The sequence below is a fragment of the Streptomyces uncialis genome, assembly GCF_001905345.1.
In the GTDB taxonomy this organism is placed as follows: Bacteria; Actinomycetota; Actinomycetes; order Streptomycetales; family Streptomycetaceae; genus Streptomyces; species Streptomyces uncialis.
Genome location: NZ_LFBV01000004.1, coordinates 299313 through 311503 on the forward strand (window position 1 = coordinate 299313; position 12191 = coordinate 311503).

The window sequence follows — 12191 nt, forward strand, 5'->3', positions numbered from 1 at the left end:
CGCCTTTAGAGAAAGATCACGAATTCGTGAGAACATTTCGTGCAATTCGGACACGCGATCGATCATCGCGAGGTCGCCTTCGCTTGCGCTTCCCAGGTCTGTCCGGCTGGGCGTACTTGTCCCGTGCAGGTCGTTCGTGGGGTGCGCAGTTCCCCGCGCCCCTGAAGGGCGCCCACCTGGGGTTGCTTTTCACCCTCTCCCTCGCGGACCCGCCCGGCTGCGGGAGGGGGTGGGCGGGAATCTCTGCCCGCAGACTCCGACGCCACCAGTACATCCACTGGACGTCGTACCGAGCGCGTTGGAGCGAGGACGGAGAATCCCGACCGGCCCCGACCCGAAAGACAGCAGAACGCGCCCCAAAGGGGCGCGGGGAACTGCGCAAAAGACGAGAACCGCCCCGCACCCGAAGAGCGACCGCAAGGGGGCAGCATCCAGGGGCGCGGGGAACCGCGCACCCACCGAGCGACGGCACAGGGACAAGTGCGCCCGGCACAGGAAACCTCGGCGGCGCGAGCGAAGGCGACCCGCGGGGAACCGCGCACCCCACGAACGACGGCACAGGGACAAGCGCGCCCGGCACAGGAAACCTCGAAGGCGCAAGCGAAGGCGACCCGCGCAGCCGCACCGGGACGGGGATCAGGCCGGGCGGGGCCCCCTGCGCTGGGGGAGGGTGACCACCGACGCGTCGGGCGCCGGCGCCGGGGTCGGGGGAAGCCCCGCCACCTGGCACAGCAGATCGCACCAGGCGGCCAGGTGCGCCGCGGTGTCGGGCACCCCGCCGACGCCCTCCCGGGGCGTCCAGGACGCCCGGATCTCGATCTGGGAGGCGGGCGCCCGCTCCGCCAGCCCCCCGAAGTAGTGCGACCCCGCCCGGGTCACCGTGCCGCTCGGCTCCCCGTACGACAGCCCCCGGTCCTCCAGCGCCCCGGTCAGCCACGACCAGCACACCTCCGGCAGCAGCGGATCCGCGGCCATCTCGGCCTCCAGCTCCGCCCGGACCAGGGTGACCAGCCGGAACGTGCCCTGCCAGCCGTCGTGCCCGTCGGGGTCGTGCAGCAGCACCAGCCGGCCGTCCGCGAGATCCTCGTCGCCCTCGACGACCGCGGCCTCCAGCGCGTACGCGTGCGGGGCGAGCCGCTTGGGCGCCGGGGTCGGATCGACCTCGATCCCCGGCCGCAGCCGCGCCGCGCGCAGCGCGTCGACCGCCGAGCGGAACGCCGGGGGGCCCGGGTCCGTCTCCCGTGTCGCCCCCTCGCCGTTGTCCGTCCCGCCCGTGCCGTCCGACAGTCGTTCCTGAGCCGCAGCCATGCCCGGAAGAGTAAGGGGAACCCGCGCCCGGCGCAGGGAGAGACACCCGCACGCGTGAGGGCTGTCCGGATCGCGACCCTGTCCGCGTGGGAGACTTTGCGGCGTGAGTGCCAACGACATCCCCACGAACCAGCCGACAGCGACGCGAGACGGCGTCAAGGATTCCGCGTTCCTGAGGGCGTGCCGCCGTGAACCGGTGCCGCACACCCCGGTCTGGTTCATGCGCCAGGCGGGCCGCTCCCTGCCGGAGTACCGCAAGGTGCGCGAGGGCACCGCCATGCTCGACTCCTGCATGCGTCCCGACCTGGTCACCGAGATCACCCTTCAGCCCGTACGCAGGCACGACGTCGACGCCGCGATCTACTTCAGCGACATCGTCGTCCCCCTGAAGGCCATCGGGATCGACCTCGACATCAAGCCCGGTGTCGGCCCGGTCGTCGAGCGCCCGATCCGTACCCGCGCCGACCTCGACCGGCTGCGTGACCTCACGCCCGAGGACGTCTGGTACGTCACGGAGGCCATCGGGCTGCTCACCGCGGAACTCGGCCCGACCCCGCTGATCGGCTTCGCGGGCGCGCCCTTCACCCTGGCCAGCTATCTCGTGGAGGGCGGCCCGTCCCGCAACCACGAGCACACCAAGGCCCTCATGTACGGCGATCCGCAGCTGTGGGCCGACCTGCTGGACCGGCTCGCCCGGATCACCTCGGAGTTCCTCAAGGTCCAGATCGAGGCGGGCGCGAGCGCCGTCCAGCTCTTCGACTCCTGGGTCGGGGCCCTCGCGCCCGCCGACTACCGCCGTTCGGTGATGCCCGCCTCCCGCAAGGTGTTCGAGGCGGTAGAGGGCTACGGCGTCCCGCGTATCCACTTCGGCGTCGGCACCGGGGAACTGCTCGGGCTGCTCGGTGAGGCCGGGGCCGATGTCGTGGGCGTCGACTGGCGTGTCCCGCTGGACGAGGCCGCCCGCCGGGTCGGCCCGGGTAAGGCGCTCCAGGGCAACCTCGACCCCGCGGTGCTGTTCGCCACCCCGGAGGCCGTCGTCGCCAAGACCACCGAGGTGCTCGACGCGGCCCGTGGGCTGGACGGCCATATCTTCAACCTCGGCCACGGCGTCCTGCCCGACACCGACCCCGACGCCCTCACCCGGCTCGTGGCGGACGTGCACGCCCGCACCGCCCGCTGACCCGACCGGGCCGGTACGACAAGCGCTGACACGACTGCCCCGGCACGGCCGTGCCGGGGCAGTCGTATCGGTCGGCGGCGACCCTTGATGTCCGTCCGGGGCCGCCGCCAATCGTTCAGTTCCGGCCGTTCTCGCGCCCGTGCGGCGCGAGAACGGGTCGGCGGCTCACCAGCCCGCCTCCCGTACCGCCCGTACCGCCTTGCGCGCGGCGACCAGCACCGGGTCCCACACCGGGGAGAACGGCGGCGCGTACCCCAGGTCCAGGGCCGTCATCTGCTCCACCGTCATCCCGGCGGTCAGCGCCACCGCCGCGATGTCGACCCGCTTCGCCGCGCTCTCCCGGCCCACGATCTGCACCCCGAGCAGCCGTCCCGTACGGTGCTCGGCCAGCATCTTCACCGTCATCAGCTGCGCCCCCGGGTAGTACCCGGCCCGGCTCGTCGACTCGATCGTCGCCGTCACGAAGCGCAGGCCCACGGCCCGCGCGTCCTTCTCCCGCAGACCGGTCCGCGCGATCTCCAGATCGCACACCTTGCTGACCGCCGTCCCCACCACCCCGGGGAACGTCGCGTAGCCGCCGCCGACATTGGTGCCGATGATCTGACCGTGCTTGTTGGCGTGCGTGCCGAGCGCGACATGGCGCTCCTGGCCGGACACCAGGTCCAGGACCTCCACGCAGTCGCCGCCCGCCCAGATGTCGTCATGGCCCCGCACCCGCATCCCGAGGTCGGTGAGCAGCCCGCCGTACGCGCCGAGCGGCAGTCCCGCCGCCCGCGCCAGCCCGGTCTCCGGGCGGACGCCGAGCCCGAGGATCACCACGTCCGCCGGGTACTCACCGTCCGCCGTGACCACCGCCCGGACCTGTCCGTCGTCCCCGGTGCGGATCTCGGTGACCTCGGTGTCGTTGACCATCGTGATGCCGAGCCAGCTCATCGCGTCATGCACCAGCCGGCCCATGTCCGGGTCCAGCGTCGACATGGGCTCCTTGCCGCGGTTGACGACGGTGACCTCGTAGCCCCGGTTGATCATCGCCTCGGCCATCTCCACGCCGATGTACCCGCCGCCGACGACCACCGCGCGGCGTCCCGGGGTGCCCTCCAGGGTGTCGAGGAGGGCCTGGCCGTCGTCCAGGGTCTGCACCCCGTGCACCCCGGGCGCGTCGATGCCCGGCAGCGGCGGGCGCACCGGACGCGCGCCGGTCGCGATGACGAGCTTGTCGTAGCCGGTCCACTCCTCGGTGCCGCGCCCCGGACCGTCCAGGACCCGGCTGCGGACCCGGCGCCGCTCCGGGTCGATCGCCACGACCTCGGTCCGGGTGCGCAGATCGATCGCGCGCTCCCGGTGCTCCTGTGGTGTCCGCGCGATCAGCTCGTCCCGCTCGGACACCTGCCCGCCGACCCAGTACGGGATGCCGCACGCCGAGTACGAGGTGAAATGGCCCCGCTCGAACGCCACGATCTCCAGCTCGTCCGGGCCCTTGAGTCTGCGCGCCTGCGACGCGGCGGACATGCCCGCCGCGTCGCCGCCCACGACTACCAGCCGCTCCCTCGAATCGCTCATACGAACACGCTACGTGGAACGGGTGTTTCAGTGGTCGCCGCCCTGCTCCGGGGCCTGCGCGGTCTCCGGAGCCCGGGTGGGCGCGGCCGGGGCGCCCACCGGGGCCGGGACCCGGACCGGTGCGGGGGCCGCGGCCGTCGCCCGCCGGGCCCGCAGCGGGCGCGCCAGCCACCGCCACAGCAGGAGCAGCGCCAGCGCCAGGGCCAGGAACGGCAGCGCGGTGCCGAGGGCGACCGACAGCCAGCGCAGCATGGACAGGAACGCGTCCCAGCCGTCGGCCACCGCGCCGGGGAACCCGTCGTCGCCGCCGTCCTCGGCCGGGGCCTCGGTGAGGGACAGGGTGACCGTCGCCATCGCCGTGCGGTTCCTCAGCGATTCCCGCTGGGCCAGCAGCGACTCCAGATCGGCCTGGCGGCTGCTCAGCTCGCCTTCCAGGGTCACCACGTCGCTGATCCTCGTCGCCCGGTCCATCAGCTCCCGGATACGGGCGACGCTGGCCCGCTGGTTCTTGAGCCTGCTCTCGACGTCGACGACCTTCTCGGTGACGTCCTCCGCCTTCGTGTCGCGGCTGAGCAGCGTACCGGCGTCGCCCAGCTTCTTGAGGAGGTCGTCGTACCGGTCCTGCGGGACCCGCATCACGATCGTCGAGTGCTCATGGCCCAGGTCGTCGCGGTCCGTCGACTCGTCGCCGATCAGACCGTCCGCCGCCCGCACCGCCGAGCGCGCCATGACCAGCGCCTTCGGCACATCCTCGACCCGGACGCTCAGCTCCGCGGTCCGGATGATCTCCCGGTCGGTGAGCTGGTCCGCCCTGAGCCCACCGGCGGACTTCCCGTCCCCGTCCGCCGGGGCGCTCCGGTCCGCCTTCTCGGCGGCCCCGCCGCCCGCGCCCTCGGCGGACGGCGCGTACGCCTTGGCGCTGCCCGACTCGCCGCTGTCGCCCCCGGTGGAGCACCCCGCGAGGCCCAGCGACGCGGCGAGCAGGACGGCGGCGACGAGCCGGGTACGGGCGCGACGCGCTCCGCCCGGGTGTGCCGTGACGTGGACCCGGGCGGGTCCTGGGATCGTGTTCATGTCGTTCTCCCCCGAGCGGTGGCCGGTTGCTGACATCCCTTCGACGCGGCGGACCCCCCGGACGATGTCGCCGTCCGGTCCCGAACGGATCACGGTCCGGACTCGGCGTGCCTCCCGCGGGCGGCACGCGCCTCGGGCGGCCTCCGGCCTCGTCCGGCCGGGGCGTTTGAGAGAGTGGGGGCATGCGCGCAGAGCACCTTCCGTCCGGCCCGTCCCCGCGTCACTTCGCCGTCGTCGGAGGCGGGATCAGCGGGCTCGCCGCCGCCCACCGGCTGCTGCGCGGCGGCGCCCGGGTGACCTTGCTGGAGGCGTCCGGGCGGGTCGGGGGAAAGCTGCTCCCGGGTGAGATCGCGGGCGCCCGCGTCGACCTCGGCGCCGAGTCGATCCTGGCCCGCCGCCCCGAGGCGGTGGACCTCGCCCGCGAGGTGGGCCTCGCGGACCGGCTCCGGCCCCCGGCCACGGCCACCGCGTCCCTGTGGACCCGGAACACCCTGCGGCCCATGCCGAAGGGCCATGTGATGGGGGTCCCCGGCACCGCCGACGCCCTCGCGGACATCCTCTCCCCGGCGGGCCTGCGCCGCGCCGCCGCCGAGCACGAACTGCCGCCGCTGGACCCCGACAGTCTCGGCGAGGACATCGCCGTGGGCGCCCTCGTCGCCGCGCGCCTCGGCCGCGAGGTCGTCGACCGCCTCGTGGAACCCCTCCTCGGCGGGGTCTACGCCGGGGACGCGTACCGCATCTCCCTGCGGATGGCCGTCCCCCAGCTCTTCGAGGCCGCCCGCACCCACCCCTCGCTCACCGACGCCGTCCGCGCGATCCAGCGCCGCGCCGCCGCCCACCCCGACCCGGGCCCCGTCTTCCTCGGTATCGAGGGCGGTGTCGGCACCCTCCCGCTCGCCGTCGCGGACGCCGTACGCGCCCTGGGCGGCGACATCCGCCTCGGCGCACCCGTGACGGAGCTGCGCCGCACCCCCGACGCCCGCTGGCGGATCACGGCCGGGGACCAGGTCCTCGACACCGACGGGGTCGTCGTCGCCCTGCCCGCCCCCGCCGCCGCCCGGCTGCTCACCGACCGGGCCCCGGCGGCCGCCGCCGAACTGAACACCGTCGAGTACGCCTCCATGGCCCTGGTCACCCTCGCGTACCGGCGGGACGCCGTACGACTGCCCGCGGGCAGCGGCTTCCTCGTACCGCCGGTCGACGGGCACACCGTCAAGGCGTCGACGTTCGCCTCCCAGAAGTGGGAGTGGATCGCCGCCGGGGCCCCGGAACTCCTGGTCGTACGGACCTCCGTCGGACGGTACGGCGACCAGGCCGACCTGGCGCGCGACGACAGCGAGCTGGTCGCCCTGTCCCGCGGTGATCTGCGGGACGCCGTCGGCCTCACCGCCGAACCGGTCGCCACCCGGGTCACCCGCTGGGACGACGGGCTGCCCCAGTACCCGGTCGGCCATCACGCCCGGGTGGCCAGGGTCCGCGCGCGACTGGCCGCTCTGCCGGGGCTCGCCGTCTGCGGCGCCGCCTACGACGGCGTCGGCATCCCCGCGTGCGTGGCGAGCGGACACGCCGCCGCCGACCTGGTCGCGGCGGACACGGCGAGCACCGGACACCTGAGGAGGCACCCGGTGCCGAGCCGTCACGGCGGCGCGGGAGAATGAGGACATGAGCGACGACGCCCCCGCAAGGACACCCAACCGCGGCAAGCTGGCCAAGGACCTCAACGAGGTCATCCGCTACACGCTGTGGTCCGTCTTCAAACTCCGTGATGTGCTCCCCGACGACCGCACCGGCTACGCCGAAGAGGTCCAGGAGCTGTTCGACCAGCTCGCCGCCAAGGACGTCAAGATCCGGGGCACGTACGACGTGTCCGGGCTGCGCGCCGACGCCGATCTCATGATCTGGTGGCACGCCGAGACCGCCGACGAGCTCCAGGAGGCGTACAACCTCTTCCGCCGTACGCGCCTCGGCCGCGCGCTCGTGCCGGTCTGGTCGAACATGGCCCTGCACCGTCCCGCCGAGTTCAACCGCTCGCACATCCCGGCGTTCCTCGCCGACGAGACCCCGCGCGACTACGTGAGCGTGTACCCGTTCGTCCGCTCCTACGAGTGGTACCTGCTGCCGGACGACGAGCGCCGCAAGATGCTCGCCGACCACGGCAAGATGGCGCGCGGCTACCCGGACGTCCGGGCCAACACCGTCGCGTCGTTCTCCCTCGGCGACTACGAGTGGATTCTCGCCTTCGAGGCCGACGAGCTGTACCGGATCGTGGACCTGATGCGTCTGCTGCGCGCGTCCGAGGCGCGGATGCACGTCCGCGAGGAGGTCCCCTTCTACACGGGCCGCCGCCGCAGCGTCGCCGAACTCGTCGCCGGGCTCGCCTGACCCTGCCCTTGCCGCCACCATGCCGTCCGCCGGTCTCCGCGACGGCGGCCCCGGGACGCCGTGGTGGCGTCGGCCCCGGGGCGTCATGGTGGCGTGAGGTCCGGCGGTCCCTGCCCCGGCTCTCCGGCGGGGCGTCTCAGCGGTGCTTCGCGGCGCGCGGGGCCAGCGGGCGGGGTTCCGGGTGGGCGGCGCAGTCCGTGTCCTCGGCGGGTACCTCGCCGGTCAGCAGATAGGCGTCGAGGTGGGCGTTGACACAGGTGTTGGGGCCGCCCCCGACCCCGTGCTGACCGGCGCCGCGCTCGGTCACCAGACGTGAACCGCCCAGTCGGCGCCGCAGTTCCACCGCCCCCTGGTACGGGGTCGCCGCGTCGCGTTCCGCCGCCAGGATCAGGGTCGGGGCCAGCGACCCGGCGTCGGCCCTGATGTCCAGCGGCTGCCGCTGGGGCGCTGTCCAGAACGCGCACGGCAGATTGGCCCACGCGTTGTCCCAGGTCTCGAAGGGCGCGGTGCGCGCGAGCGCGGTGTGGTCGTCGTCCCAGACCCTGAAGTCCGTCGGCCAGGGCGCGTCGTTGCACTCGACGGCCGTGTACACGGCGTGCGAGTTCTCCGCCTCCACCGCGGCCTCCGCGACCGGCGTGGCCTGCGCGATCAGCAGTTCCGGTTCGCCCTCGCGGTACGCGGCGAGCGCGGCGGCCCGCATCGGCCAGTAGTCGTCGTAGTACGCGGTCCGCAGGAACGCCGAGTGCAGCTGGCCGGGGCCGACCTTGCCGCCCGCCGGCTGTGCCGCGACAGCCGCCCGCACCTCCTCGTACGAGAGGCGCACGGCGTCGGCGGTCCGGCCCAGTCCGTAGACGTCGTCGTGCTTCGCGACCCAGGTCCGGAAGTCCTCCCACCGCCGCTCGAAGGCCGTGGCCTGGTCGAGGTTGTTGCGGTACCAGATCCGCTCGGGCCTCGGGTCGACCGCCGAGTCGAACACCATCCGGCGCACCCGCTCGGGGAACAGCGTCGCGTACAGCGAGCCGATGTACGTCCCGTACGACGCGCCCATGAACGTCAGCCGAGGCTCACCGAGCGCGGCCCGCAGGACGTCCAGGTCACGGGCGTTGTTGAGGGACGTGTAGTGCGCCAGCGCGTCCCCGGCCCGCCGCGCGCAGCCCCGCGCGTACGACGTGGCCTCCGCGACGCGTTCCTTCTTGTACGAGGGCGAGGGGTCCGCGGGCGCGTGGGTCGGCGCCTTCAGGAAGTGCCTGGGCTCCTGGCAGGACAGCGGAGCGGAGCGGCCCACCCCGCGCGCGGCGTAGCCGACCAGGTCGTACGCGGCGGCGATGTTCCGCCAGGCGGGGACCGCCCCGACCAGCGGGAAGTACATCCCGCTGGCGCCCGGTCCGCCCGGATTGAAGACGAGCGCGCCCTGGCGGGCGGCCGGTTCGCCGTCCGGGGTCCGGCCGGTGGCCCGTACCCGGCTCACGGTGAGGGTGATGCGGCGGCCGTCCGGGTCGGCGTAGTCGAGCGGGACCTGGACGGTGCCGCATTCCACGGGCGCCTCCAGGTACTCCTCGGCGGCACACGCCCCGAACCGGATGCCCTCGTCGGCGGCCCGGGCGGCGGCGGCCCTGGTCCCCGCGTTCTCCCGAGCGGTGAGGGCCCGAGTGTCGGCCCGGGCGTCGGCCTGGGCGTGGGCCCGGGCGTCGGTCCGGGTGTCGGTCCGGGGCGCGGCGAGGGGGCTCGCCGCCGGGGCGGGGGCGGGCGGCCCGGGGCCGCCGGGCAGGGCCGACACACCCGTGGGCGCGACGACCAGCGCCGACAGGACCAGGGACCCGGCGGCGCCCCGGAGGGCGACTGCTCTCATCGCGCGCTCCTGCGGGAGAGGTTTGCCGTAAAAGCTGACAAGAAGGATGTTTCGTTCGGTGATGCGCGTTGTAAAGCACCCGGCCCCGGATGTCGGCGCGATGACTCCGATGCGCGGGGTCGCGGGGGCCGAGGGGACGCGATGGCCGAGGGGGTCGGGGGTGTCCCGTCGGGTGCGGGACACCCCGGGTGACCGTGGGCTCAGGCGCCCACCGGGTGCGCCGGCAGCTGGACGGGCTGACATCCCCGCGTGACCGTGGGCTCAGGTCAGGCGGGAGTGCGGGCGTGAGTGCCCGCGTCCCGCCCGACCTCACCCGACCTCGCCCGACCTCACGCGAGACGGGCGTCAGCGCTCGCGCTTCGCCGTGCCCCGGTCCGGCCCGTCGCGTCCGTCCCGGCGCGCACCCGGGACGTCCTCCCGGTCGCCGCGCCGGTCGGGACGGGCGAACGCCGCCTCAAGGTCCGGATCGTCCACGGCGGTGACCCCGCCGAGGGCCACCGCCGTCAGATACGTCCGGTCGTCACCGGCGGACCGCGACGACAGCCCGCCCAGCAGCCGGTGGCCCGAGGCGGACGCCCAGCGCGTGTAGGGGTACGCCTCGACCCGGGCGATCAGCAGACAGCTGACGATCAGCAGCAGCGGCAGCGCGAACCAGGCCGGTTCGTCGCCGCCGGAACCCCGTGGGGCCGTGGACAGGGCCAGCGCCCCGAGCACGAGAACGGCGAACAGCGCGGCCCGCACCTGGCGGACCGCCTCCGCGACCGTGCCCCGCGCGCTCTCCGGCACCGCGAGTCCCGCCGCCACCAGCCGGTCGGCGAGCACCCGCACCGGGTCGCCGACCGCCGCGGCCTCCCGGACCGTGCCGATACGTGACTGTCCGTCAGGGCCGATCGCCCCCAGGACGGAACGCTCCAGGGCGTCCCGGCCGCGTGGGTCGATCACGGTCGCCCAACCGGTGTGGGCGAGCAGCAGGCGTCTTTGACGCGCCATCGAGACCATGGCGACATCGGCGACGCGATAGGGACCGCCTGACAGGAACGCGGCCTCATAGACCGTCAGCCGGTGCCCACGAGGGATGGGCGCGCCCTCGGCCGCCGCCGCGCGGACGGCCGCGCGGCAGAGCCTGGTGCACGAGATGCCGGCCACCGCACAGGCCGACAGGAAGAAGAGCCAGAACATGGCGGTTTTCTATGTGACCGAGGTGGGTAACCGCCATGACTTATCCGCGATGTGGACCGGGTGTTGCCACGCTGTGACGTGTCGGTCGCCATCAGCTGTCGTCTGGAGGGCATCGCCGCTCTGTCGTCCTGCCCTGGGGACCGGATCAGGTACGCGCACCCCGACCGGCACTCTGCCGCGATCGGCGTATTCGCCACCGGCCGTTCGCAGGTGACGCGGGTCGACGCGGCGGGGGAGGGGCACCAGGACGAACGGCTGACCTGGCGGTGGCCACGGCCCGCCGCGGAGCCGTCGCACGACGGGTCCGGCCCTGCCCCCCGTCCCCTTCGTGGGCACCCCTCATACGAGGATGCGAGGCGGCCCTGGCCGGTTCCCCGGTCAGGGCGGCGCTCGCCCGTCCCTCGGGTCACGCGTACGTACCCTTCGTGCCGGGTGGTCCTCGTGCGATGCCGGGTCGCCCTCGTGCGGTGCGCTCCGTCCCGGTGTGTCCGCCGCGCCGCGCGTCGCCCGGCCCACGCCGCCTTGGCCGTTACGAGGAGCCGCCTCCGCAGCTCGATCCGCCGCCTCCGCAGCTGGAACCGCCGCCACCGCCCCCGCAGCTCGATCCGCCGGAGCTGGAACCGCCGCAGGAACTCCCGCTCCCGCAGCTCGATCCGCCGCCGTAGCCGCTGCCCCCGTGACCGGCGCCGGACCCGCCCGACCAGGGACCCGGTGCGGGCACATCACCCCAGCCCCAGTCCGCGCCGTCCACCCGGCCGGCTGAGGCACCGCGTCCCGGACCCGCCCCGCACCACACGGTGGGCACCGTCGCCCAGTACGCGATGTCCGCCCCGGTGGAACCGGCACCCGCACCGCCTCCGGTCCGCAGCGCCGCCGTTCGGGGCACCGTCCTGGGGAAGGTCGCCCGGGCGCACAGCACGGTGCGCAACGTCTCGTCCTCCAGGAGGTACGCGCTGCGCGCCGCCACCGTGTATCCCGGGTCGGCCGATCCCCAGCCCGCCGTGCGGTAGCGCTCCAGCGACCGGCGACCCGCCGGGGTCAGCAGATTCTTGGCCCGCTTTCCGTATCGCCACATGGCGACGACGGCCAGGACGAGTGCCGGAGTCGTGGTCAGGAGCAGCGGCGGTGAGTGCCAGCCCGTGGTCCACAGCGCGAGCTGGAGGACGGTCAGCGGGATGCTCGCCATGAACGCCAGGAACGCGACGAAGAGGTGCGCGGCGAGCCATCCCCGTACGGGACGCAGCCGGGCTGGTCGGGCGATCAGCGCCCGCTCCGCGAGGTCGTCGCCCATCGACTGGACGGCCGGGCTGCGTGTCACCACGCCCCGCACCCAGGACAGGTCGCCGCTGGGCGCTGCCGCGCAGGCGTCGAGCACGGCCTGTTCGACGGGGTGCCGGGCCTCGGCGCGGCGGACGGCGACGATCCCCGGCAGTCCGACGGCGAGGCGTCCGTCCTCGGCCATCGTGGCGATCGCCGCGTCGGTGGTCCGGCCGGGACCTCCGGCGAGGAACGCGGCCTCCAGCGTTCCGACCGGCACGTCGTTTCCCGTGAAACGGCCGGCGCGGGCACCGCGCGTCTTCCCGACCGCCACCAGCAGCAGGGCGAGCAGCACGCTGTAGAGCCCGGCTGTGATCAGCCAGGGCAGGGTGGTGGGCATCG

9 protein-coding genes are annotated in these 12191 nt (G+C 74.2%); 3 read left to right on the forward strand and 6 right to left on the reverse strand.

Translation table 11 applies throughout. From position 1 onward, the window contains the following. Positions 1-636: 636 nt before the first annotated feature. Positions 637-1308, reverse strand: coding sequence for a DUF3000 domain-containing protein (locus AB852_RS18405; RefSeq protein ID WP_073789680.1), 672 nt, complete (start codon positions 1306-1308; stop codon positions 637-639). Positions 1309-1411: 103 nt separating this feature from the next. Here AB852_RS18405 and hemE point away from each other — a divergent pair, with 103 nt between their 5' ends. Then, on the forward strand, positions 1412-2488 hold the full coding sequence (hemE, locus tag AB852_RS18410) for a uroporphyrinogen decarboxylase (RefSeq protein ID WP_073789682.1): 1077 nt from the start codon (positions 1412-1414) through the stop codon (positions 2486-2488). Positions 2489-2653: 165 nt separating this feature from the next. Here hemE and AB852_RS18415 read toward each other — a convergent pair whose 3' ends face one another. Further along, positions 2654-4048, reverse strand: coding sequence for an FAD-dependent oxidoreductase (locus AB852_RS18415; protein WP_073789685.1), 1395 nt, complete (start codon positions 4046-4048; stop codon positions 2654-2656). 27 nt (positions 4049-4075) lie between these two features. Continuing rightward, entirely contained in the window at positions 4076-5122 is a 1047-nt protein-coding gene (locus tag AB852_RS18420; protein ID WP_073790432.1) for a DUF4349 domain-containing protein, read from the reverse strand. Between the two features lie 182 nt (positions 5123-5304). Between AB852_RS18420 and hemG the strand changes: the two genes are divergently transcribed. Further along, positions 5305-6780, forward strand: a complete 1476-nt coding sequence (hemG, locus tag AB852_RS18425) for a protoporphyrinogen oxidase (protein WP_073789687.1) — start codon at positions 5305-5307, stop codon at positions 6778-6780. Between the two features lie 4 nt (positions 6781-6784). Next, a complete protein-coding gene (gene hemQ / locus AB852_RS18430) occupies positions 6785-7504 on the forward strand; it encodes a hydrogen peroxide-dependent heme synthase (protein WP_073789689.1) in 720 nt (239 codons plus the stop codon). 136 nt (positions 7505-7640) lie between these two features. On the opposite strand, the gene AB852_RS18435 is transcribed toward hemQ, so the two are convergent. From AB852_RS18435 to AB852_RS18445, 3 genes are all read right to left on the reverse strand, one after another. Next, positions 7641-9353, reverse strand: a complete 1713-nt coding sequence (locus tag AB852_RS18435) for an alpha/beta hydrolase (protein ID WP_107499279.1) — start codon at positions 9351-9353, stop codon at positions 7641-7643. A 345-nt stretch (positions 9354-9698) separates the two neighbouring features. After that, entirely contained in the window at positions 9699-10532 is an 834-nt protein-coding gene (locus AB852_RS18440; RefSeq protein ID WP_073789691.1) for a TIGR04222 domain-containing membrane protein, read from the reverse strand. A 529-nt stretch (positions 10533-11061) separates the two neighbouring features. Continuing rightward, the gene (locus tag AB852_RS18445; RefSeq protein WP_073789693.1) at positions 11062-12189 is read right to left on the reverse strand and encodes a TIGR04222 domain-containing membrane protein; all 1128 of its coding nucleotides are present in this window, start codon (positions 12187-12189) and stop codon (positions 11062-11064) included. Between the last annotated feature and the right edge of the window lie 2 nt (positions 12190-12191).

Excerpts from the sequence above, each read along its gene's own strand:
- AB852_RS18440 (WP_073789691.1), bottom strand. The coding sequence starts at position 10,532 with ATGTTCTGGCTCTTCTTCCTGTCGGCCTGTGCGGTGGCCGGCATCTCG.
- AB852_RS18445 (WP_073789693.1), bottom strand. The coding sequence starts at position 12,189 with ATGCCCACCACCCTGCCCTGGCTGATCACAGCCGGGCTCTACAGCGTG.
- AB852_RS18415 (WP_073789685.1), bottom strand. The coding sequence starts at position 4,048 with ATGAGCGATTCGAGGGAGCGGCTGGTAGTCGTGGGCGGCGACGCGGCG.
- hemG (WP_073789687.1), top strand. The coding sequence starts at position 5,305 with ATGCGCGCAGAGCACCTTCCGTCCGGCCCGTCCCCGCGTCACTTCGCC.
- AB852_RS18420 (WP_073790432.1), bottom strand. The coding sequence starts at position 5,122 with ATGAACACGATCCCAGGACCCGCCCGGGTCCACGTCACGGCACACCCG.
- AB852_RS18405 (WP_073789680.1), bottom strand. The coding sequence starts at position 1,308 with ATGGCTGCGGCTCAGGAACGACTGTCGGACGGCACGGGCGGGACGGAC.
- AB852_RS18435 (WP_107499279.1), bottom strand. The coding sequence starts at position 9,353 with ATGAGAGCAGTCGCCCTCCGGGGCGCCGCCGGGTCCCTGGTCCTGTCG.
- hemQ (WP_073789689.1), top strand. The coding sequence starts at position 6,785 with ATGAGCGACGACGCCCCCGCAAGGACACCCAACCGCGGCAAGCTGGCC.